20 protein-coding genes, 2 tRNA genes and 2 rRNA genes are annotated in these 22,687 nt (G+C 42.7%); 16 read left to right on the forward strand and 8 right to left on the reverse strand.

The window, feature by feature from the left end; all coding sequences use genetic code 11:
* The first annotated feature begins 310 nt into the window (after nucleotides 1-310).
* The 4 genes from PUND_RS00080 to PUND_RS00095 all read left to right on the forward strand — a co-directional run bounded on the left by PUND_RS00080 (nucleotide 311) and on the right by PUND_RS00095 (nucleotide 1,431).
* Complete coding sequence (locus PUND_RS00080) at nucleotides 311-523, forward strand: EF-hand domain-containing protein (protein ID WP_008112941.1); 213 nt, start codon at nucleotides 311-313, stop codon at nucleotides 521-523.
* A 68-nt stretch (nucleotides 524-591) separates the two neighbouring features.
* Entirely contained in the window at nucleotides 592-804 is a 213-nt protein-coding gene (locus PUND_RS00085) for an EF-hand domain-containing protein (RefSeq protein WP_008112939.1), read from the forward strand.
* 134 nt (nucleotides 805-938) lie between these two features.
* Nucleotides 939-1,151, forward strand: coding sequence for an EF-hand domain-containing protein (locus PUND_RS00090; RefSeq protein ID WP_008112937.1), 213 nt, complete (start codon nucleotides 939-941; stop codon nucleotides 1,149-1,151).
* A 64-nt stretch (nucleotides 1,152-1,215) separates the two neighbouring features.
* Nucleotides 1,216-1,431 (forward strand): EF-hand domain-containing protein, encoded by a 216-nt coding sequence (locus PUND_RS00095; protein WP_010392739.1) that lies wholly within the window; start codon nucleotides 1,216-1,218, stop codon nucleotides 1,429-1,431.
* A gap of 59 nt (nucleotides 1,432-1,490) precedes the next feature.
* On the opposite strand, the gene PUND_RS00100 is transcribed toward PUND_RS00095, so the two are convergent.
* The 5 genes from PUND_RS00100 to def all read right to left on the reverse strand — a co-directional run bounded on the left by PUND_RS00100 (nucleotide 1,491) and on the right by def (nucleotide 8,074).
* Nucleotides 1,491-3,641 carry a TonB-dependent siderophore receptor gene (locus PUND_RS00100; RefSeq protein ID WP_041708890.1) on the reverse strand — a complete coding sequence of 717 codons (2,151 nt, stop codon included), beginning with the start codon at nucleotides 3,639-3,641 and terminating at the stop codon, nucleotides 1,491-1,493.
* A gap of 192 nt (nucleotides 3,642-3,833) precedes the next feature.
* Complete coding sequence (trkA, locus tag PUND_RS00105) at nucleotides 3,834-5,210, reverse strand: Trk system potassium transporter TrkA (protein ID WP_010392744.1); 1,377 nt, start codon at nucleotides 5,208-5,210, stop codon at nucleotides 3,834-3,836.
* 84 nt (nucleotides 5,211-5,294) lie between these two features.
* The gene (gene rsmB / locus PUND_RS00110) at nucleotides 5,295-6,590 is read right to left on the reverse strand and encodes a 16S rRNA (cytosine(967)-C(5))-methyltransferase RsmB (protein WP_010392746.1); all 1,296 of its coding nucleotides are present in this window, start codon (nucleotides 6,588-6,590) and stop codon (nucleotides 5,295-5,297) included.
* Entirely contained in the window at nucleotides 6,583-7,536 is a 954-nt protein-coding gene (gene fmt, locus PUND_RS00115) for a methionyl-tRNA formyltransferase (protein ID WP_010392748.1), read from the reverse strand. Before fmt ends, rsmB begins: the two co-directional genes overlap by 8 nt.
* Nucleotides 7,537-7,567: 31 nt before the next feature.
* On the reverse strand, nucleotides 7,568-8,074 hold the full coding sequence (gene def / locus PUND_RS00120; protein WP_008112927.1) for a peptide deformylase: 507 nt from the start codon (nucleotides 8,072-8,074) through the stop codon (nucleotides 7,568-7,570).
* A gap of 119 nt (nucleotides 8,075-8,193) precedes the next feature.
* Between def and PUND_RS00125 the strand changes: the two genes are divergently transcribed.
* The 6 genes from PUND_RS00125 (at nucleotide 8,194) to hemF (ending at nucleotide 13,104) form a co-directional block, all read left to right on the forward strand.
* A complete protein-coding gene (locus PUND_RS00125) occupies nucleotides 8,194-9,315 on the forward strand; it encodes a LysM peptidoglycan-binding domain-containing protein (RefSeq protein ID WP_010392750.1) in 1,122 nt (373 codons plus the stop codon).
* Between the two features lie 28 nt (nucleotides 9,316-9,343).
* Nucleotides 9,344-10,435 carry a DNA-processing protein DprA gene (gene dprA, locus PUND_RS00130; protein ID WP_010392754.1) on the forward strand — a complete coding sequence of 364 codons (1,092 nt, stop codon included), beginning with the start codon at nucleotides 9,344-9,346 and terminating at the stop codon, nucleotides 10,433-10,435.
* A 1-nt stretch (nucleotide 10,436) separates the two neighbouring features.
* On the forward strand, nucleotides 10,437-10,910 hold the full coding sequence (locus PUND_RS00135) for a DUF494 family protein (RefSeq protein WP_010392756.1): 474 nt from the start codon (nucleotides 10,437-10,439) through the stop codon (nucleotides 10,908-10,910).
* A gap of 111 nt (nucleotides 10,911-11,021) precedes the next feature.
* Nucleotides 11,022-11,597, forward strand: coding sequence for a DNA topoisomerase family protein (locus tag PUND_RS00140; RefSeq protein ID WP_010392760.1), 576 nt, complete (start codon nucleotides 11,022-11,024; stop codon nucleotides 11,595-11,597).
* Between the two features lie 23 nt (nucleotides 11,598-11,620).
* The gene (tsaC, locus tag PUND_RS00145) at nucleotides 11,621-12,184 is read left to right on the forward strand and encodes an L-threonylcarbamoyladenylate synthase type 1 TsaC (RefSeq protein WP_010392763.1); all 564 of its coding nucleotides are present in this window, start codon (nucleotides 11,621-11,623) and stop codon (nucleotides 12,182-12,184) included.
* Nucleotides 12,185-12,186: 2 nt separating this feature from the next.
* A complete protein-coding gene (hemF, locus tag PUND_RS00150; protein ID WP_010392766.1) occupies nucleotides 12,187-13,104 on the forward strand; it encodes an oxygen-dependent coproporphyrinogen oxidase in 918 nt (305 codons plus the stop codon).
* 46 nt (nucleotides 13,105-13,150) lie between these two features.
* Here hemF and PUND_RS00155 read toward each other — a convergent pair whose 3' ends face one another.
* On the reverse strand, nucleotides 13,151-14,755 hold the full coding sequence (locus tag PUND_RS00155; RefSeq protein WP_010392769.1) for a methyl-accepting chemotaxis protein: 1,605 nt from the start codon (nucleotides 14,753-14,755) through the stop codon (nucleotides 13,151-13,153).
* Between the two features lie 102 nt (nucleotides 14,756-14,857).
* On the reverse strand, nucleotides 14,858-15,295 hold the full coding sequence (locus PUND_RS00160; protein WP_010392770.1) for a group II truncated hemoglobin: 438 nt from the start codon (nucleotides 15,293-15,295) through the stop codon (nucleotides 14,858-14,860).
* A 52-nt stretch (nucleotides 15,296-15,347) separates the two neighbouring features.
* Between PUND_RS00160 and aroE the strand changes: the two genes are divergently transcribed.
* Both aroE and PUND_RS00170 read left to right on the forward strand, forming a co-directional pair.
* Nucleotides 15,348-16,172 (forward strand): shikimate dehydrogenase, encoded by an 825-nt coding sequence (aroE, locus tag PUND_RS00165; RefSeq protein ID WP_010392772.1) that lies wholly within the window; start codon nucleotides 15,348-15,350, stop codon nucleotides 16,170-16,172.
* Nucleotides 16,169-16,423, forward strand: a complete 255-nt coding sequence (locus PUND_RS00170; protein ID WP_008467093.1) for a DUF1488 family protein — start codon at nucleotides 16,169-16,171, stop codon at nucleotides 16,421-16,423. The genes aroE and PUND_RS00170 overlap by 4 nt, the downstream gene beginning before the upstream one ends.
* Before the next feature lies 1 nt (nucleotide 16,424).
* Here the strand turns inward: PUND_RS00170 and PUND_RS00175 are convergent, their stop codons facing one another.
* Entirely contained in the window at nucleotides 16,425-16,964 is a 540-nt protein-coding gene (locus tag PUND_RS00175) for a gamma carbonic anhydrase family protein (protein WP_010392775.1), read from the reverse strand.
* Between the two features lie 580 nt (nucleotides 16,965-17,544).
* Between PUND_RS00175 and PUND_RS00180 the strand changes: the two genes are divergently transcribed.
* The 4 genes from PUND_RS00180 (at nucleotide 17,545) to PUND_RS00195 (ending at nucleotide 22,601) form a co-directional block, all read left to right on the forward strand.
* Nucleotides 17,545-19,078 (forward strand): 16S ribosomal RNA (locus PUND_RS00180).
* Nucleotides 19,079-19,154: 76 nt separating this feature from the next.
* A tRNA-Ile gene (locus PUND_RS00185) sits at nucleotides 19,155-19,231 on the forward strand.
* 111 nt (nucleotides 19,232-19,342) lie between these two features.
* Nucleotides 19,343-19,418: transfer RNA gene (locus tag PUND_RS00190), tRNA-Ala, on the forward strand.
* A 298-nt stretch (nucleotides 19,419-19,716) separates the two neighbouring features.
* Nucleotides 19,717-22,601 (forward strand): 23S ribosomal RNA (locus PUND_RS00195).
* The 16S and 23S rRNA genes sit together here with 2 tRNA genes alongside, the layout of an rRNA operon.
* Nucleotides 22,602-22,687: the final 86 nt, after the last annotated feature.

Genomic DNA, 22,687 nt, shown 5'->3' on the forward strand with positions numbered 1-22,687 from the left:
CTCACCTTCCTTTTTGTTTAATTAACTTGCTTTGTTAGTGGTTTTTCACTGATCGTGTGGTGTTTTTATAAAAACCAACCCATTGTTTTTTAAGGTTTTAATTTTATCGCTTTATTCACTGTTGCTAAAAAGCAACAAAATAACGAGTAAAATAACGCTACTTAAAGATGTTTTAATTTTAACTCATTGAAAGTAAATTACTTTTTATTGTTGGCATCGAAGTTGTAATAGTCAGGTTGTATTGAACGAAACGTGATTTAAAGTAAAACACTTAATCGCATAAAACATAAACTTTGAAGGAAGATTGATTATGAAAAGCATTAATAAAACTTTAGCACTTATCGCATTGGCTTCTTCATCAGCTGCTTTTGCAGCAAGCGACTTTGATACGCTAGACGTTGACGGCAACGGCGCGATCAGTCAAAGCGAAGCATCAGTTGATGCAAAACTAATGAGCATGTTTTCAGAGCTTGATACAGACCAAAACGGTGAGCTATCAAAAGAAGAGTTCTCTAAAGCATAATCCTAAGCTATTAAACTTTGGGAGCTAAATCTCCCACATTATTTAAACGATTTTAAGGAATACTCATTATGAAAACATTACACAAAACATTCGCACTTATTGCATTGGCTTCTTCATCAGCAGCTTTTGCTGCCAGCGATTTTGATACACTTGATACCGACGGTAACGGTGCTATTAGCCAAAGTGAGGCATCAGTTGATGCAAAGCTAATGAGCATGTTCTCAGAGCTTGATACAGACCAAAACGGTGAGCTATCAAAAGCAGAATTTTCTAAAGCATAAGCTAAAGCTGGGTATATTCTGAGTTGCCAAAGACAACCTAAGTAGGCAAGGGAGCCTGTGAAAAAGAATGACAAGGACGGTTATAGCCTGACATTTCCAATAGCACAAAGCATTACATTTTGAAGGATTAAATTATGAAAACATTACACAAAACATTCGCACTTATCGCGCTAGCTTCTTCATCAGCAGCCTTTGCCGCTAGCGACTTTGACACACTTGATGCCGACGGTAATGGGGTTATTAGTCAAAGCGAAGCTGCTGTAAATGCTGATTTAACGGCCGCATTTACTGAGCTTGATACTGACGGTAATGGTGAGCTTTCTAAAGCTGAGTTTGCAAACTTTTAATTTTTAACTTTTTTCATTGCACAGGGATCTCAGAAAAGGATTTCCCTCTTTAAGGAGACTTATTATGAAAGCATTAAACACAACACTTGCGATTTTAGTATTAGCGTCATCATCAGCGGCATACGCAGCAGTAGACTTTGCCTCTTTTGATAGCAATGGCGACGGTGTAATTAGTCAGCAGGAAGCAGCGTCTAATAAACAACTAATGAATATTTTTGATGACTTAGATACTGACGGAAATGGTGAACTTTCTAAAGAAGAGTTTGCAAGAGTACAATAAGTATTACCCCATCATACTCCACTAAAGCCGCTTAATAGTCAGCGGCTTTTTTGTGCTTGTTAGAGACTATATTTAAGTTGGAGAGAGAAGCTTCTTGGCTTGCCATGACGATATTGGTTATAGAACCCAATTTGACTGTAATAATGCTTATCAAATAAGTTATCGATATTTAGGCTAACAGATAATTGCTCATTCATTTGATAATTCGCCATTAGGCTGGCAATACCATAACTAGGCTGGTTTACCTCAACAGCACCATAAACAGGGTTGTTAACTTCATCATAGCTATTGCTTTGCCAGCGATAGCCACCACCCACTTTTAGATTGTCTAATGCACCTGAGAGTTGATAGCTAGTAAAAAGTTTAAATTGATCTTTTGGGTTGGTGGTATTTAATACCGTATTATCCGGTTTTTCGCCTTTACTATGGGTATAGCCAAAATAAGCGTTCCAGTTGTCGGTTAATTTTCCGTTGATTTCTAGCTCGTAGCCCTGAGTTAATGTGCCGTCAATGGGCTTGTAGATGGCCTGAAGTGTTTCTGCAATGGTATCTCCCGTGTACTCGCCTACATTATCTTGATAAATTTTAAATCCAGAAAGGGATATGTCTAAACGTTCATCAAGTACAGAAGCTTTTATGCCAAGTTCATAATTCTTACCTTCAATAGGGCTTAAATAATGTCCATTTTTATCAACTCGACTTTGTGGTGTAAAAATATCAGTGTAATTAGCATACAAAGCCCAACTCTGTGTTAGTTCATAAGTTGCTCCAAAATAATTAGTTAGTTCATCACTTATTTTATAATCATGCATGCGACCAAAATTATCTTGATTGGTTTGCCATTGATTTAACCGGCTTCCAACAATTAAAGACAAGGCATCGGTTATATTTAGTTGTGCAGCAACATAAAGCGCATCTTGTTTAGTTGTGCCATAAGAGCCGTAAGCCGCTTCTGACTGCCAATTTGGTTTTGCAATACTATAACTAGAGTCAGTGAAATCGCCGATAATATAGTCACTTTGTTCACTAGCATAATAAGGGGTCGAAAACCGTTGCTCTTGGGTATTATAACCAAATAGCAGTTGGTGACTTTGGCCCAGCCAATTAAACCTACCATTGAGTTCGACCTCATAGGTATCCTGCGTTCTGTTTGCATCAATATAGTTTATAGAACCGGGTTTCATTCCAGTGTTGTTTATAGGATCGGGCTCTCCTTTTACCCAAAACACATCATAGTCTAGGTCGTTATCACCATAGACATAATTAGCGGTTAGCTGCCAGTTAGCGTTAAAGTAATGCTCTAGACGAATAAACGCATTAAGTGCATCGGTTCGAGAAGAGGCCCAATCTTGAGCCGTTGAAGCACCTCTGTCATAAGCAGTGCGGGAGCCATCACTATAAAAAATAGGCAAACCACCTGACATTGTTCCTTTAGGGGTTGTCGATTGATTATCAACAGCAAGAGTCAATAAAGTACTGTTAGAAAGATCTGCCTCAATAATGCCATACAATGTTTGACTGGTTTGCGAGAAGCGATCTTGATATGAGTGTCTATCTTGATAAGCAACAACAGCCCGTCCTCTTATACTTTCACTATTATTTATGCTTCCCGACACATCCACCATCGCACGGTAGTTGTCCCATGAGCCTAATGAAGCAGTAAGATTTATTTGAGTGTTTGCAGTTGGACGTTTACGTATCAAATTAATTGCTGCCGAAGGGTTACCTGCGCCCAGCATTAGCCCCGTTGCTCCTCTAACTATTTCGATACGATCATAAATTGCGGTATCGGTTAGGTTATCTCCATAATTAAAGCGGGTGTCATAGGTGGTCGCTATGCCATCATAAAGTATGCTGGTGACACTAATACCTCGGGCTGAAATAGAAAACTTGCCATTATCTGCTTCTCGAGCATTTATGCCTGTTACACTGGTTATAGCTTCAATTGCGGTGTCTAGTTGTTGGTCTGCCATAAAATCGCTTGTTATCGCTATCGTTGATTGCGGTGTTTGCAAATGTGATAGCTCAAGACCTGTTGCAGAGCTCATGGAATTAACTTTATAGCCGTTCGCTTGCTCTCCAATAACGGTTAACCTTTCGATATCTTTGCTAGTGTGGGCGAGCGTTTGAGTTGAAACTGCTGAAAATAAAAGACCAACCAGAGTGTAATGAGTTACGGGAGAATTTTTCTTTGAGAGTAGGTGTATCATTTGAAATCCATTTTTATTTAAAAACGTGAAATTAACTTTTCACATCAGTAGATGTCGCTGCTTGATAATCGAGCAAGAAGAGACTAATGGATTTTTCTTTATTAGTAAATGCTTTTGATAATGATTTTCATTTAGATTTAAATGTTCTCCTTTTTACTTACAAGCACGTTGTGAATAAAAAGGAGGGATTACTTATAAAAAGATTGCGCTAACTTGGAATAACTTTTCAACCACGTTAATGTGCTTTTTATCAATTAAGAACATAATTACATGATCGCCTGATAGAATTATCGTGTCGTCGTGGGCAATGAGTACATCGTCATTACGTACAATTGCACCTATTGTGGTACCTGCTGGCAATTTAATATCTGCAATCGCGCGACCCACTACTTTAGATGTGTTTTCATCACCATGGGCAACTGCCTCTATGGCTTCTGCAGCCCCTTTACGCAGTGAATACACGTTTACAATGTCGCCTCGGCGCACGTGCGTAAGTAACGCAGAAATAGTCGCTTGTTGTGGTGAAATAGCAATATCTATTTCGCCGCCCTGTACTAAATCAACGTAAGCACCTCGTTGAATAAGCACCATGGTTTTTTGTGCCCCCATGCGTTTTGCGAGCATGGCCGACATAATATTCACTTCATCATCGTTAGTAACGGCAATAAAAACATCAACTTGTTCAATGTGTTCTTCTGAGAGCAGCTCTTGATCGGACGCATCACCACAAAATACCACGGTATTGTCTAGCATTTCAGAGAGTTGCTCTGCGCGCTTTTTACTGCGTTCTAATAATTTAACGCTGTGGTTTCTTTCCAGTGAACGGGCTAGGCCTGCACCAATATTACCGCCACCGGCTATCATAATTTTTTTGTACGAGCGTTCCAGTTTTTGTAGCTCGTTCATTACCGCACGAATATGTTTGGTGGCGGCAATAAAAAATACTTCATCGTCGGCTTCTATTACGGTGGTACCCTGCGGTTTTATTGCCTTGCCTTGACGGTAAATAGCGGCTACCCGGGTTTCTACATTAGGAATATGTTGCTTAAGTGTAGATAGGGCATAGCCTACCAATAAACCGCCATAGTAGGCTTTTACAGCTACTAAAGAGAGCATGCCGTCGGCAAATTGTAGTACCTGTAATGCACCAGGGTAATCTATCAAACGGCGAATATATTTAGTTACGAGTGCTTCTGGGGCTATATAATGATCGACAGGTAAATCATCATTATGAAAGAGCTTTTCGCGGTATTTTAAATATTGCTCAGAGCGAATGCGGGCAATTTTGGTTGGCGTATTAAAAATACTGTAAGCAACTTGGCATGCCACCATGTTTACTTCATCTGAGCTGGTTACGGCGATAATCATGTCGGCATCTTCAGCTCCTGCGCGACTCAACACGTCAGGGTGGGCGCCATGGCCTGCAACACCTTGTAAATCGTATTTATCTTGCAGTTCACGCAAGCGGTTACCGTCGATATCAACTACGGTTATTTCGTTTTGTTCACCCACTAAGTTTTCTGCGAGTGTGCCGCCAACTTGCCCAGCACCGAGTATGATTATTTTCATTATGTACCCGTATTATTAATACTAATTACATCAAAATAATAACTACCTCAAAAGCGAGGTAGTTAAATGTGTTGCGTGGCAATACTAGGCTTTTTTAACTAATTTAGCGTAGTAAAAACCGTCACTTTCACCTGGTAACAGCTGTAAGCCTGGTGTGGTTTTTGTGTCTTCGCTGTGCAGAGGAATATGCTCCACATCGTCGTTATTAGCTAAAAACTTAGCAACTTGTTGTTGGTTTTCTTGAGGAAGTACCGAGCAAGTTGCATACACTAATGTGCCGCCTGGTTTTAACAATGGCCAAATGCTATCGAGTATATCGCCTTGTAGGGTCGATAAGTCGTTAATGTCGGATGCGCGACGTAGCCATTTTATATCTGGATGACGACGAATTACGCCCGTTGCAGAGCAGGGTACATCTAACAAAATACGATCAAACTGCTCTTCGTCCCACCAAGTGTGAGGTTGCGATGCATCACCACATTGTAAGTCGGCGCCCAAACCAATTCGTTCTAAGTTTTGTTTAACACGTTCTAATCGTGTGGCATCGCTATCAAGCGCGAGTACATCTGCATCGGCAAGCTCTAAAATATGGCAGGTTTTACCACCAGGCGCTGCACAGGCATCAAGTATTGCATCACCATTTTGTGGGTCTAGGTAGCGAGCTGCAAGCTGCGCTGCCGCATCTTGTACTGAACAAGCACCGGTATCAAACTCAGGAAGTGAAAACACATCGCGTGGTTTGCTTAGTTTAATGCCATCAATAAAATCAGGGTTTAGAGTATGTTCAATATCGTTAGCGGTTAGCATTTCGCTATATTCTTGGGTGCTAAACTGAGATTGATTCACTCGCAGCCACATTGGCGCTTGCTGTTGGTTTGCTTCTAGAATGTCTTCCCAGTGATCTGGATAGGCTTCTTTTACTTGCTTTATAAACCAGTTTGGATGGTTGTATAAACATACCGGAATTTGTTTGGCTTTTTCTTCAAGTTCAACTTGCTGACGTTGAAAGCTTCGTAAAATGGCGTTAATAAGTCCTTTTAAGCCAAGAGCACGCAATTGTTGTAACGCATTAACCGTTTCGCTAATTGCTGCATGCGGCGGTACACGCATGTGTTGTAGTTGGTAAATGCCCACATACAATAAAAACTGGAAAATACGACGTTTGCCTTTAAGCGGTTGCTCGACTAGATGCTGGCAATAATTTTCTAGGCTAGGTAAGTAACGTAATACTCCGTAGCAAATTTGCTGCAGTAAGGCTTTATCTTTAGGTGATAGGCCTTGGCTAGCGAAAGGAAGCTCTTGATTAAGCGATGCGCCTTTATCAACCACGTTATATAAAGTTTCAGCGGCTAGCGCTCTGACATTGCTTACATTACTCATTATTTTCGCCTAATACAGTGCCGGGTGTGACCCAATCGCTACGACCGTTTAAAAAATCATTAATTGCCATTGGCTTTTTGCCTTGTGGTTGTAATTCGCCAATAGATAAAGCGTGTTTACCACAAGCCACAACGATACCGTTTTTATCACTTGCTAAGACAGTGCCAGCTGCGCCTGATTGTTCAACCACATTTGCTTGGTATATTTTTACCGTATTACCACTCATTTGGGTAAAGCATACTGGCCATGGGTTAAAGGCACGAATGTTGCGCTCGATTTGCTCGGCATCCATAGACCAATCAATGTTAGCTTCGTCTTTTGAGAGTTTTTTAGCGTAATTGGCATCGGTATCGTTTTGTGGTTCAGGCGTTATTTCCCCGTTGGCTAAACGATTTATGGTATCGATTAATGCATCAGGCCCGAGTTCAGCAAGCTTAGTGTATAAGCTGGCACTGGTTTCAGTATTATCAATAGGGCAGCGGCTAATATGCAGCATATCGCCGGTATCTAGCCCTTCATCCATTTGCATTATCGTTACACCAGTTTGCTGATCGCCTGCCCAAATAGCACGTTGAATAGGTGCGGCACCACGCCAGCGAGGTAAAATAGAACCATGCACATTTAAACACCCTAAACGCGGGGCATCTAAAATGGCTTTAGGTAAAATTAAACCGTAGGCAACCACAATCATAATATCGGCATTGAGGCTGTTTAATTCCTCAAGTGCTTCATCTGTTTTGAGAGATTGCGGCTGAAAAACAGGGAGGTCATGTTCTAGTGCAAGCGCTTTTACTTCACTGGCTTTTAGTTTTTTTCCGCGACCCGCTGGACGATCTGGTTGACTGTAAACGCCCACAATTTGGTGTTCACTATTGATGAGTGCTTGCAGATGGCGTGCAGCAAAGTCCGGCGTACCGGCAAATATAATGCGTAATGGTTGTGTCACTGAGTTTCCTAATTATTTACTAAGGTGCTTATTATTGCGCTGCAAACTTCGCTTCTTTTTCAAGCTTTTTACGGATGCGTTGGCGCTTTAATGGAGATAAATAATCAATAAATAATTTACCTTGAAGGTGATCAAGCTCATGCTGAATACAAATCGCTAATAATTCGTCGGCATCAAGAATAAACTCTTTACCTTCTTCGTTGAGTGCAGCCACGGTGACGGTTTCTGCGCGATCAACTTTTGCGTAGGAGTGAGGAACTGATAAACAGCCTTCTTCGCTCACGGTAGAGCCATCTTTTTTGATAATTTGTGGATTGATAAGTACTAGCGGTTCATCGCGCTCTTCTGATACATCGATCACCACAATACGTTGATGAATATCAACTTGCGTAGCAGCAAGTCCAATACCATTTTCATCGTACATAGTTTCTAGCATATCTTTGACGATTTCACGTACTTGGTCGTCAACAACAGTTACTTCTTTTGCGATTGTACGTAAACGTTCATCTGGAAATCTTAAAACTTCTAACCTAGCCATAGTTACCTTTTACACTTATGCTTAAATTTAGGGTATCGTATGTTCTTATTTTAGCCATTCACGTTCCCCTTTAACAGGTTTTGATTAATAATAATGAAAAAACACTATGAGGAAGCTCAATGAAATCTCCATTCATTGCAATAATACTTGCATTAGGTGCTGCTTTTCCTGTTCTAGCAGATGTACTAACTATAAAAAAAGACGCTCCTAAACAATACGTTGTAAAAAAAGGTGACACGCTTTGGGATATCTCAGCGATATATTTAAACGAGCCGTGGCTTTGGCCTGAGTTATGGCAAATGAACCCGCAAATAGACAACCCTCATCTTATTTACCCGGGCGATGCGTTAGCATTAATTTACGATGCAGACGGTAATCCGCGTTTAGTGATTAATAAAGCGTATAGAAAGCTATCACCTATGGGGCGTATTACACCTAAAGGGAAAGACGCTATCACCACGTTACCGCTTGAGTTGATTAAACCGTATTTGTCGTTTGAACAAGCGATAAACAGCGATACGATAAAAGAAAAACCCTACATTTTGGGTGCAAACGAAAATACTAAAACCCAAACAATCGATCATATTTTATATGTTAAAGGTAACTTAAAGCGCAATCAGGCTTATGCTATTTACCATGAAGGGGCGCCTTACACCGATCCTAAAACAGGTGAAAAGCTAGCGAGTAGAGCATCTTATGTGGGTATGGCTCGCGCTTTTAGAGCTGGTGATGCGGCTAATGGTGAACCTGCCTCAGTCAGAGTTGAATCAGTTAAGCGCGAAATCAAGCAAGGTGATTTTTTATTACCCGCGATGGAAGGACAGATGCTGCCGGTGTATTTTAATATGCATCGTCCTACCCAGCCGTTGCAGGGTCATGTAATTGCCTCTCCCCGTGAAGTGAGAGAATTTAGCACGATGGATGTGGTGGTGCTAAACTTAGGCTCTGAACAACAAGTTGAAGTAGGTCATGTAATTGATATTGAACGTCAATCACCTAAAGTAATTGATGGCGCTCGAGGTCCGCGTTATACAGAAGACTCAAGTCGTTTAGAAAAACTAGTATCCGCTACTAGCGAGTTGTTTGGCTCAGAGAGCGACGAAGATAGCATTACGTGGAAAATGCCAGCAGAAAAAGTTGGTGAAATGATTATTTTTAAAGTGTATGACAAAGTTAGTTATGCACTCATCACTAAAAATCAGTACCCAATTCGCATTGGAGATTTAGCAGTTATTCATTAAGTAGCGAGTCGGTGTTCTAGGAGGGAACATGGAGCAATCGTGTGGCAAGTTAAATCATTGGCTTGCCTTATACTTATGCAAGGGGTTAGGGATTAAAACGCTCTTAGCCCTGTCTAAACAATACAGCTTAGCATCGCTGTTTTCTTTATCGCATGCTGAGCTAGTTAGCTTAGGTTTAACGGCTCATCAAGCTAGCAATTTACTTAATACTAATTGGCAGCAAGTTGCACATTATGAGCAGTTGATCAGCCAACAAAACATTATTGTTATTAGTATTTTTGATACCACCTACCCAGAACACCTCAAACAAATAGCTAGTGCGCCATTATTACTTTTTTGTAAAGGAAATATCAGCTTGCTGGCTTCGCCGCAAATAGCCATTGTTGGCAGTCGAAACGCAACGACTACGGGGCTTGAAATTGCTGCTGAGTTTGCGCATCAGCTAACGCTTGCTGGCATAACAGTAACCTCTGGTATGGCGCGTGGCATTGACGGCGCTGCCCATAAAGGAGCATTGGCAGGAAATGGTAAAACCATTGCAGTGCTAGGGACAGGCGTTGATATTTACTATCCCAAACGCCATAAGTTACTCACAGAGCAAGTATTAGCAACAGGCTTATTGGTTAGTGAGTTTTTGCCTGGTACGACTGCCAATGCGCACAACTTTCCACGGCGCAATCGTATTATTTCAGGGCTCTCTTTAGGCGTTTTAATTGTTGAAGCCGAAATTAAAAGCGGCTCATTAATTACGGTACGTTACGCGCTTGAACAAAATAAAGAAGTTTTTGCGGTACCCGGTTCAATTAAAAATCCGCTTGCACAAGCTAGCCACTTTTTAATTAAGCAAGGTGCTAAGCTGGTTGAGAACGTCGCAGATATCCTTGATGAGATGAACTTTTCATACCCTTCTGGTCTAAACTATAAAGAGTTAACTGATGCTGTAACCTCAGATTGCGAGGTACTTAATAGTATCGGGTTTGAGGTGACCAGTGTGGACGATATTATGCGTCGAGTGCAGTGGCCAATTGATAAAGTACAAGCGCGATTGCTTGATTTAGAGTTAGACGATCAAATTGAGCGAGTATTAGACGGCTATATTAAATTAAGCGCTGGAGGATAATATGTTTGATATTCTTATGTATTTATTTGAAAACTATGTTCACAGCGAAAGCGATGTTTTTGTTGAGCAAAGTAAGCTTACTGATGAGCTACTGCGCGCTGGGTTTAACAAGCCGGAAATAAACAAAGCTATTGACTGGTTAGATCAACTTGCCGCATTACAATATAGTAATGAGTCGCCTTATTTATTAGCCACTGAGCAGCATGCAGTGCGAATCTTTACCGATAGCGAGTGTCGAGTTCTTGATACTGAATGCCGTGGCTTTTTAATGTTTGTTGAACAAACCGGCGTTATTAATAGCACCACTCGTGAAATGGTGATGGATCGTTTGGCGGCGCTTGATAATTCAGCCATTACTTTAGAAGATTTAAAATGGTTAATTTTGATGGTGTTATTTAATGCCCCTGATTCTCAGCAGGCGTATGAGCAAATGGAAGATCTTATTTTTGATGAGCCTAGCGAAGTGTTACATTAACCATTATTGGGTGTTTTATTATTTTCAGCGTTAACAAACCGACCGCCATAGCTTGTATCTTTAAGGGTTTTGGGTATATTAGGCGAAAATTCACCAACCACTAGGATTTACATGAGTAAAATCGATCATTCACTTTTCTCGGCCAATAAACACGCCCTAGAAAAAGAATATGAGATATGCCCGCAATGTGGTTCAGAACTCGTCATTCGTAATAGTAAGTCGGGGCCTTTTTTAGGCTGCGCTAGTTACCCAAAGTGCGATTTTATTCGCCCGCTTGCCCATCATGATAGCAATGAAATAAAAGTACTTGAGGACAGCGAGTGTCCAGAGTGTAGCAAGCCGCTGGTGGTGAAAAATGGTCGCTACGGTATGTTTATTGGTTGTACGGGTTATCCTGAATGCCACTATATTGCCAGTGACGATGACGACACCCCAAGTGAAGAGCCTGTGGTTGGTTGCCCTAAATGTAAAAAGGGGCATTTAGTTTCACGCAGTAATAAGTTTGGTAAAGTATTCTATTCCTGCGACTGTTACCCAAGCTGTAAATATACGCTTAATCATAAACCTGTAGCTCAAGCGTGCCCAGTATGTGACTGGCCAGTTGTTACTGAGAAAAAAGCCGCGAGTGGCGTTGTGTTACAATGTCCACAAAAAAGCTGTATGCATAAGTTTGCTGCCACTGAATAACGTAAATATCTCTGGAGACAATTTTGTCTGACCTTTCTTCTTTATCTGCTGCAATAACAAGCTTAGAAAACGGCGATGTTATTTTATACCCAACCGAAGCTGTTTATGGTTTAGGTTGCGATCCTGACAATCAACAGGCGGTGGAACGTTTACTTGATATTAAACAACGCCCAGTTGAAAAAGGGCTTATTTTAATTGCTGACAATTACGGGCAATTATTAAAGTACGTGGATGATGCTAAGTTGCCCATGGACAAGCGCGCTGATATTTTTTCAAGTTGGCCTGGTGCTATTACCTGGGTTATGCCTGCAGCTAAAACCACGCCGAAGTGGTTAACAGGGCAATTTGATACTATTGCAGTGAGAGTAACTAACCATCCTACAGTTAAACGTTTATGCCAAGAGTTTGGTAAATCATTGGTATCAACAAGTGCAAATTTAACTGGTCAAGCAACGGTAACAAGTATTGTTGAGGCGCAGCAGCAGTTTGCAGAGCAGGTTAGTTTTTATGTTGATGAACCATTAGGTGGTAATACACAACCAAGCACCATTAAAGATGCCACAACAGGCAATATATTCAGAGGTTAACTATGCAAAGCGAATTATTAAAACAAGTAAAAGCCTACTTTATGGCTTTGCAAGATACCATTTGCCAAGGCTTAGAAGCAGCAGATGGGAAAGCACAATTTGTTGAAGACAGCTGGCAGCGAGAAGAGGGCGGCGGTGGTCGTACTCGCGTTATCACCAATGGTAATGTGATTGAGCAAGGCGGAGTTAATTACTCTCATGTATTTGGTGCCTCTATGCCGGGCTCTGCGACTGCACATAGACCTGAACTTGCAGGACGTAGTTTTCATGCGTGTGGTGTATCGTTAGTGATTCATCCTAAAAACCCACATATACCAACAAGCCATGCCAATGTACGCTTTTTTATTGCCGAAAAAGAAGGTGAAGAACCGATTTGGTGGTTTGGTGGTGGTTTTGATTTAACCCCGTTTTACCCTGTACTTGAAGATGTAGTGCATTGGCACCAAGTTGCGCACGATGTGTGTCAGCCATTTGGCGATGATGTTTATCCAAAATATAAAAAATGGTGTGACGAATACTTTTATTTAAAACATCGTGATGAAACCCGCGGCGTAGGCGGCTTATTTTTTGACGATTTAAATGAGTTAGGTTTTGAGCAAAGCTTTGCATTTATGCAATCGGTGGGTAATGGCTTTTTAGATGCTTACGTTCCTATTATTGAACGTCGTAAAAACGATGAGTACACCGAGCAGCAGCGCGACTTCCAATTATACCGCCGTGGTCGTTATGTTGAGTTTAATTTAGTCTGGGACCGTGGCACATTGTTTGGTTTACAAAGCGGTGGCCGTACGGAATCTATTTTAATGTCGATGCCACCTTTAGCCCGTTGGGAGTATAACTATACCCCAGCCGAAGACAGCGCAGAGGCATTACTATATAAAGATTTTTTAAAGCCTCGAGATTGGTTAGCACTGGGCTAAGAATGATATGCCAGTCAATAAGCTACTTATTGACTGGCTTTTAAAATTATTGTTTAAGTTTAAAACTGCGTACCTGCTCATCTAACGAACGAGCTAAATTGAGTAACTCTTCACTGACTTTTTGATTTTCATCGGCATCCACTAATGATTGCTCGGCGTTATCGCTAATACCAACAACACTTATATTTATTTCTTCAGCAGCTTGGTTTTGTTGCTCTGTTGCATCGGCTATTTGTATATTGAGCTCATTTATTTCATTCATTTGCCCTGAAATATCTTTTAAAGCTTGTGCAACTTGCTGTACTTGTTGCGCTCTTTCGTCTGCCTCTGCACAGGACTCCCCCATGGTTTTAACGGTTTGCGCGGCTTCTGACTGCAGCTTATCAATTGTGCGACGTATTTCATCAGTAGATGCATGAGTTCGAGTTGCTAAAGTACGTACTTCATCAGCAACAACGGCAAAGCCTCGGCCAGCTTCACCTGCACGGGCAGCTTCAATGGCAGCATTAAGCGCTAATAAATTTGTTTGCTCGGCGATACTGCTGATCACCTCAAGTACTTTTCCCACTTCAAGCGTTTGCTCTTGTAGTTGTCTCACTTGATCTGCCGCTTGGCGTACATCTTCTGCTAACTGATTGATACTGAGTTCGGTTTGCTCAGCAACCTGCATGCTTTGTTGTGCTAGTTCATTACTGTTCTCAGATTTTTCTTGAGCAAAATGAGTGGTGTTTCTTACTTCATTGGATGAGCTTTCTAGCTCATTAATGGCTGCGGCCACCGAATCGGTACTTTTCTTTTGTTTTAAAATAGCGCGCTCAGTGGTATCGGCCGAGGTATAAATTTTCTCTGCTGAATGAATAAGTACTTTTGAAGAGTGAGATACCTGAGCAATATTATCTTTAAACGTAGCAATCATTTGGTTAAAGCTAGTGGCAAGCCAGCCGAGTTCATCTTCGGCGTTATCTTCAATGCGTAAGGTTAAATCTTTATTGGTAGTGGCTAAGTGCATTGCATGGCCGAGCTTTTTAAGGCGCACTATAAATATTTTTCTAAACACTATACCTAGCAGCACAAAGGCAATAATAAAAATAGTAGAAAGTAGGCTGGTGGTTACTAAGGTGTTGTAAGTTACCTCATTATCAATATCAGCTAAGGAATAACTAATTTTTACCACGCCTAGTACATCGCCTTCTTGCGCTTGGTGGCAGCCTAAACAGTTAGTACCTTTATAATCAGAGCTAGCATACATAGGACGTAGGTAGGTCATACTGCGGCTATCGGTGTTTTGCTCTATAAATAAGCTTTCTTTACCCTTTAGTGCTTCGCGTTCGTTGTTATTACTTGCTGTTTGGTTTTTATTTCCGGCACCATACAGATTATTAACTATATCGGAGCGAATAATATGAGCATCTTCTATATTAGGGTGTTTGCGTAGCTTTTGGCTCAATAATTCTCGATTAGCTATAGTACCGGTTAGCATCATGGTGTTTATTGAATCAAAATAATTATCGGCAAGCAGCTTAATGTTTTCTGCCACCGTATCTTGGGCGAGCGTGCGCTGTTGGCTAGCACTACTAAAAATACTGGCTATTAATACAATAACGCCAGTTAGAGCTAATAAAGCATAAATTTTATGTTGGATTGATTTCACACGCGCCACGCTTTTCTAATTATTTGATAGGGTATTATCTATATTTTAGAAAAGCGGATTTTGACTTAGCGCAAATAATCCCCAATTAAAGAACGAGGTAGGTTAATGCTGGTTAATCATATGGCTGGCAAGCTGAGCCAGTGATTGACGTAAGCCTTCGCGTAACACAGGGTTATCTATTTCTATATCTAAGGTCTTATTCATGCAATACATCCACTGATCACGTAAGTCTTGATCAATAGGGAACGGCATATGACGTTTACGCAGCATCGGATGGCCATGCTTTTCAACAAATAGGTCAGGCCCACCAAGCCAACCGGATAAAAACTCAAAAAATACTTGGCGAATTCTGTCTAATGGTTGAGGATGCATATCATATAACGGTTTAGCGTATTCATCGCTGGCCATTATGTCGTAGAATCTATTAGCAATTGCACGCGTGGGGGCTTCTCCACCAATGATTTCATACGGGGTTTTATCTGGCGTAGGTGCTTGCGTAGTTGTAGACGGCTTTGATCTTGAAAAGAGTCTTTTAATCATAAATTTATCATCGTTAATAGGCAGTACTAAAACTGCGAAGAGGTTGTTTAAAATGGACAAATATGCGGTTTTTGGAAATCCAATCAAACATTCAAAATCTCCCATTATTCATCAGCAGTTTGCAAAATCATTGGGAGAGCAAATCGACTATCGCGCAATATTAGCACCTATCGATGGATTTGAAAAAACAGTCGCTGCTTTTTTTGAGCAAGGGGGAAAAGGCGCCAATGTCACTGTTCCTTTTAAAGAGCAGGCTTTTGCTTTAGCCGATGAACTCACCCCAGTTGCCAAACTGGCAGGCGCAGTGAACACCCTTAAAAAGCGCGATGATGGCAGTTTACTCGGTGATAACACTGATGGCACTGGTTTTGTTAACGACTTACTGACCAATAAAATAACGATAACAGGTAAACGCCTGTTGATCATTGGTGCGGGTGGCGCTGCTCGAGGAGTGATCTTACCTTTACTAGAGCAAAATCCCGCAGAGATAGTTATTGTTAATCGCACAGTACACAAAGCCCAAACATTGGCAAAGCTCTTTACTGGGCATGGCAATGTTTCGGGATATGGTTTTGACGACCTTCCTTTTACTGATTATCATTTAGTTATTAACTCAACCTCGAGCAGCATGAATAACGAATTACCTGCGTTAAGCGAAAAGCACTTAAGCACATGTGAAATGGCTTATGATATGTTTTACGCCACGCAAAATACGCTATTCATGAATTGGGTCAGCGAACACAATAAAGCAGCTAAGCTATTAGATGGCAGTGGCATGCTAGTAGGGCAAGCCGCCCAAGCTTATTATGTATGGCGAAATAAAATGCCTGAGATTGTTCCTGTTATTACTGCACTAAAGCAGGGAGTGCTTAAATGAATCAAGCAATACAGTTTATAGATCGACTCGAATTTAGAGAGCCAACTCATCAATTAGTTTTTTTTGCACAAGTAAATGGCATGCTAGTTGAGTGTGTGATTGCTGTCAGTAGTTTAAATTTAGCCGATGAGAGTCATGCAACGCGTTATTTTGAGCAATACCGTTTTGATTATGAAGAACGTGCCGAGCAGCTTATTGAAGATGAATGCTATAACTCGGCAGGTCAAATAGAAGTGAGTTTAGTTAGTTAAATTAACTAGCATCTTCAGCTAAGTATTCATCTTTAAGCTGCACGTAATTATCAGCAGACACTTTTAAAAAGCTCAGCTCTTGCTCTGTTAATGGGCGAGCTTGTTTTGCTGGGCTACCTACATATAAAAAACCAGATTCTAAACGCTTATTAGGGGGTACTAAAGCACCGCCACCAATAATTACCTCATCTTCTACAATCACATTATCCATAATAATAGCGCCCATACCCACAAGTATACGATTACCTAATACGCAGCCATGCAGCATTACCTTATGACCAACGGTTACATCATCACCAATAATAAGTGGGTAGCCGTCTGGATTATTCTTTGTTGCTCTTGATAAGTGTAAAACGCTGCCATCTTGTATATTAGTACGTTGACCAATACGAATATGGTTAACATCACCGCGGGCAGCAACTAACGGCCATACACTGCTATCATCACCTATAGTGATATCACCGACTAATACAGACGACTCGTCTACATAAACAGATTCATTAAACGCAGGAGTGATTCCTTTATAAGAACGTATTGCCATATATGCACCTTTAAATTAAACATATTAAGAGTATTAGTGTAACAGTAGCGCTTATTTTAGTGCCAGCAAAGCCTATATTGATTATAAAACTACCAGTTTCACCTGCTTTCGTTCAGATACTAACCGAACAGTGTGTTTTTTTAGTTTTTCTTTAAAAAAGTACTTGCGTAAAAATCTGTTCTCCCTATAATGCGACCCCACTGAGACGGGGAACGCCAACGCATAGCGAGGCACGAACTACTCAGAGAGTTAAATAAAACTTGAGTTTAAATCATCGTAAGAAAGTTTAAAATTAAGTGTTGACTCGAAAAATAAAGGATGTATTATACGCATCCCTAGCGACAACGTCGCAACGTTCTTTAACAATATAAAGCAATCATCTGTGTGGGCACTCGTACAGATTGAGTTCTAACAGCCAAGCTACTTAGGTAGTGAGGCAAACAAATTTAGAGTCTCAATTGAAACTGAGTGACCAACAGCAATAACTACTTAGGTAGGAATTGCAGCACAGTCAATTCAATATCGAAAGATATTAAATAAATTCAGAATTCATTGAGCTGTCGAAAGACATAAAACTTTTTAATTGAAGAGTTTGATCATGGCTCAGATTGAACGCTGGCGGCAGGCCTAACACATGCAAGTCGAGCGGTAACATTTCTAGCTTGCTAGAAGATGACGAGCGGCGGACGGGTGAGTAATGCTTGGGAACATGCCTTGAGGTGGGGGACAACAGTTGGAAACGACTGCTAATACCGCATAATGTCTACGGACCAAAGGGGGCTTCGGCTCTCGCCTTTAGATTGGCCCAAGTGGGATTAGCTAGTTGGTGAGGTAATGGCTCACCAAGGCGACGATCCCTAGCTGGTTTGAGAGGATGATCAGCCACACTGGGACTGAGACACGGCCCAGACTCCTACGGGAGGCAGCAGTGGGGAATATTGCACAATGGGCGCAAGCCTGATGCAGCCATGCCGCGTGTGTGAAGAAGGCCTTCGGGTTGTAAAGCACTTTCAGTCAGGAGGAAAGGTTAGTAGTTAATACCTGCTAGCTGTGACGTTACTGACAGAAGAAGCACCGGCTAACTCCGTGCCAGCAGCCGCGGTAATACGGAGGGTGCGAGCGTTAATCGGAATTACTGGGCGTAAAGCGTACGCAGGCGGTTTGTTAAGCGAGATGTGAAAGCCCCGGGCTCAACCTGGGAACTGCATTTCGAACTGGCAAACTAGAGTGTGATAGAGGGTGGTAGAATTTCAGGTGTAGCGGTGAAATGCGTAGAGATCTGAAGGAATACCGATGGCGAAGGCAGCCACCTGGGTCAACACTGACGCTCATGTACGAAAGCGTGGGGAGCAAACAGGATTAGATACCCTGGTAGTCCACGCCGTAAACGATGTCTACTAGAAGCTCGGAACCTCGGTTCTGTTTTTCAAAGCTAACGCATTAAGTAGACCGCCTGGGGAGTACGGCCGCAAGGTTAAAACTCAAATGAATTGACGGGGGCCCGCACAAGCGGTGGAGCATGTGGTTTAATTCGATGCAACGCGAAGAACCTTACCTACACTTGACATACAGAGAACTTACCAGAGATGGTTTGGTGCCTTCGGGAACTCTGATACAGGTGCTGCATGGCTGTCGTCAGCTCGTGTTGTGAGATGTTGGGTTAAGTCCCGCAACGAGCGCAACCCCTATCCTTAGTTGCTAGCAGGTAATGCTGAGAACTCTAAGGAGACTGCCGGTGATAAACCGGAGGAAGGTGGGGACGACGTCAAGTCATCATGGCCCTTACGTGTAGGGCTACACACGTGCTACAATGGCGCATACAGAGTGCTGCGAACCTGCGAAGGTAAGCGAATCACTTAAAGTGCGTCGTAGTCCGGATTGGAGTCTGCAACTCGACTCCATGAAGTCGGAATCGCTAGTAATCGCGTATCAGAATGACGCGGTGAATACGTTCCCGGGCCTTGTACACACCGCCCGTCACACCATGGGAGTGGGTTGCTCCAGAAGTAGATAGTCTAACCCTCGGGAGGACGTTTACCACGGAGTGATTCATGACTGGGGTGAAGTCGTAACAAGGTAGCCCTAGGGGAACCTGGGGCTGGATCACCTCCTTATACGATTTAGAACTTATTTGTTCGTAGTGTCCACACAGATGATTGTTAATTGTAAAGAGAACAACACTTATTGTTTGGGTCTGTAGCTCAGCTGGTTAGAGCGCACCCCTGATAAGGGTGAGGTCGGTAGTTCAAATCTACTCAGACCCACCACTTCTTCTTAATACTTCGTTGTAAGCTTCGTTGTTTAGTAAACTAAACGGCCTCAACTTACGCTTTGTCTTAAAAAGAAGTCGGTATACAAACAGTAAGACCAGCATATGTGGGGCTATAGCTCAGCTGGGAGAGCGCCTGCCTTGCACGCAGGAGGTCAGCAGTTCGATCCTGCTTAGCTCCACCACTTTACTTCTTAAAAATAAATATTCTTTTATCGGGTAGCACAATCACCTGAGAATAGAGTGTGTTTAATTTTGAGAAGTTTTTGATTCTCTGCTCTTTAAAAATTTGGAAAAGCTGATAATAAAATTCGTATGAATAACATTGTTATTTGTACAGAGTTTTCAAAAGTAAAAAAGAATGATAGCAGTATCATTCAGTGCCAATTTAATCCTCGGATTAATTGGTATCTACTTTAGTATTCAATATTAACTTCTGGCGAAGTTAAACTGTCACAAAACAAAGACCCGTTTGGGTTGTATGGTTAAGTGACTAAGCGTACACGGTGGATGCCTTGGCAGTTGGAGGCGATGAAGGACGTATTAACTTGCGATAAGCCTAGTCAAGCTAGTAAAAAGCACTTGAGACTAGGATTTCCGAATGGGGAAACCCACCTGCTTGCAGGTATCGTTAACTGAATACATAGGTTAACGAGGCGAACGCGGAGAACTGAAACATCTAAGTACCCGTAGGAAAAGAAATCAACCGAGATTCCGATAGTAGCGGCGAGCGAAATCGGAACAGCCCTTAAGCTTATTATGTGTTAATGGAAGGCTCTGGAAAGTGCCACGATACAGGGTGATAGTCCCGTACATGAAAATGCATTTTAAGTGAAATCGAGTAGGTCGGAGCACGTGAAACTTTGACTGAATATAGGTGGACCATCATCTAAGGCTAAATACTCCCAACTGACCGATAGTGAACCAGTACCGTGAGGGAAAGGCGAAAAGAACCCCTGTGAGGGGAGTGAAATAGAACCTGAAACCGTGTACGTACAAGCAGTAGGAGCCCCTCGAGGGTGACTGCGTACCTTTTGTATAATGGGTCAGCGACTTATATTTTGTAGCGAGGTTAACCGATTAGGGTAGCCGTAGGGAAACCGAGTCTTAACTGGGCGAATAGTTGCAAGGTATAGACCCGAAACCCGGTGATCTAGCCATGGGCAGGTTGAAGGTTGAGTAACATCAACTGGAGGACCGAACCCACTAACGTTGAAAAGTTAGGGGATGACCTGTGGTTAGGAGTGAAAGGCTAATCAAACCGGGAGATAGCTGGTTCTCCCCGAAATCTATTTAGGTAGAGCCTCGGACGAATACTTACGGGGGTAGAGCACTGTTAAGGCTAGGGGGTCATCCCGACTTACCAACCCTTTGCAAACTCCGAATACCGTAAAGTAATATCCGGGAGACACACGGCGGGTGCTAACGTCCGTCGTGAAGAGGGAAACAACCCAGACCGCCAGCTAAGGTCCCAAAGTCATAGTTAAGTGGGAAACGATGTGGAAAGGCCCAGACAGCCAGGAGGTTGGCTTAGAAGCAGCCATCCTTTAAAGAAAGCGTAATAGCTCACTGGTCGAGTCGGTCTGCGCGGAAGATGTAACGGGGCTAAACTATGCACCGAAGCTGCGGATTCAGAATTTATTCTGAGTGGTAGGGGAGCGTTCTGTAAGCGGTTGAAGGTGTACCGGGAGGTATGCTGGACGTATCAGAAGTGCGAATGCTGACATGAGTAACGATAATGCGGGTGAAAAACCCGCACGCCGGAAGACCAAGGGTTCCTATCCCATGTTAATCAGGGTAGGGTAAGTCGACCCCTAAGGCGAGGCCGAAAGGCGTAGTCGATGGGAAACGGATTAATATTTCCGTACTTGGTATAATTGCGATGGGGGGACGGAGCAGGCTAAGCAAGCATGGCGATGGTAGTCCATGTGAAAGTGTGTAGGCTAGCGACTTAGGTAAATCCGGGTTGCTGTTAGGCTGAGACACGAGACGAGTCACTACGGTGATGAAGTTGCTGATGCCATACTTCCAGGAAAAGCCTCTAAGCTTCAGATTATACCGAATCGTACCCCAAACCGACACAGGTGGTCAGGTAGAGAATACTAAGGCGCTTGAGAGAACTCGGGTGAAGGAACTAGGCAAAATCGTACCGTAACTTCGGGAGAAGGTACGCTCCGATTGGTGATGAGACTTGCTCTCTAAGCTGATTGGAGCCGCAGTGACCAGGTGGCTGGGACTGTTTATTAAAAACACAGCACTGTGCAAAATCGCAAGATGACGTATACGGTGTGACACCTGCCCGGTGCCGGAAGGTTAATTGATGGGGTTATCTTCGGAGAAGCTCTTGATCGAAGCCCCGGTAAACGGCGGCCGTAACTATAACGGTCCTAAGGTAGCGAAATTCCTTGTCGGGTAAGTTCCGACCTGCACGAATGGTGTAACCATGGCCACGCTGTCTCCACCCGAGACTCAGTGAAATTGAAATCGCAGTGAAGATGCTGTGTACCCGCGGCTAGACGGAAAGACCCCGTGAACCTTTACTACAGCTTGGCACTGAACATTGAACCTACATGTGTAGGATAGGTGGGAGACTTTGAAGATGAGACGCTAGTTTTGTTGGAGTCGTCCTTGAAATACCACCCTTGTAGTTTTGATGTTCTAACGTTGGCCCCTGAATCGGGGTTACGGACAGTGCCTGGTGGGTAGTTTGACTGGGGCGGTCTCCTCCCAAAGAGTAACGGAGGAGCACGAAGGTTGGCTAAGTACGGTCGGACATCGTACGGTTAGTGTAATGGTAGAAGCCAGCTTAACTGCGAGACAGACACGTCGAGCAGGTACGAAAGTAGGTCATAGTGATCCGGTGGTTCTGAATGGAAGGGCCATCGCTCAACGGATAAAAGGTACTCCGGGGATAACAGGCTGATACCGCCCAAGAGTTCATATCGACGGCGGTGTTTGGCACCTCGATGTCGGCTCATCACATCCTGGGGCTGAAGTCGGTCCCAAGGGTATGGCTGTTCGCCATTTAAAGTGGTACGCGAGCTGGGTTTAGAACGTCGTGAGACAGTTCGGTCCCTATCTGCCGTGGGCGTTTGAGAATTGAGAGGGGTTGCTCCTAGTACGAGAGGACCGGAGTGAACGAACCGCTGGTGTTCGGGTTGTCATGCCAATGGCATTGCCCGGTAGCTACGTTCGGAACTGATAAGCGCTGAAAGCATCTAAGCGCGAAGCAGGCCTCGAGATGAGTTCTCACTAGACTTTTAAAGTCTCTGAAGGGCCGTTGAAGACTACAACGTTGATAGGCAAGATGTGGAAGTGGTGTGAGCCATTAAGCTAACTTGTACTAATTACCCGTGAGGCTTAACCATACAACGCCAAACGCGTTTTATGTGATAGTGAAACAAGCGAAGAAGTTAATAGACTAAAGTAGATACTAGAAGACTTTATTATCAGA

The sequence above is a fragment of the Pseudoalteromonas undina genome (genome assembly GCF_000238275.3).
GTDB lineage: Bacteria > Pseudomonadota > Gammaproteobacteria > Enterobacterales > Alteromonadaceae > Pseudoalteromonas > Pseudoalteromonas undina.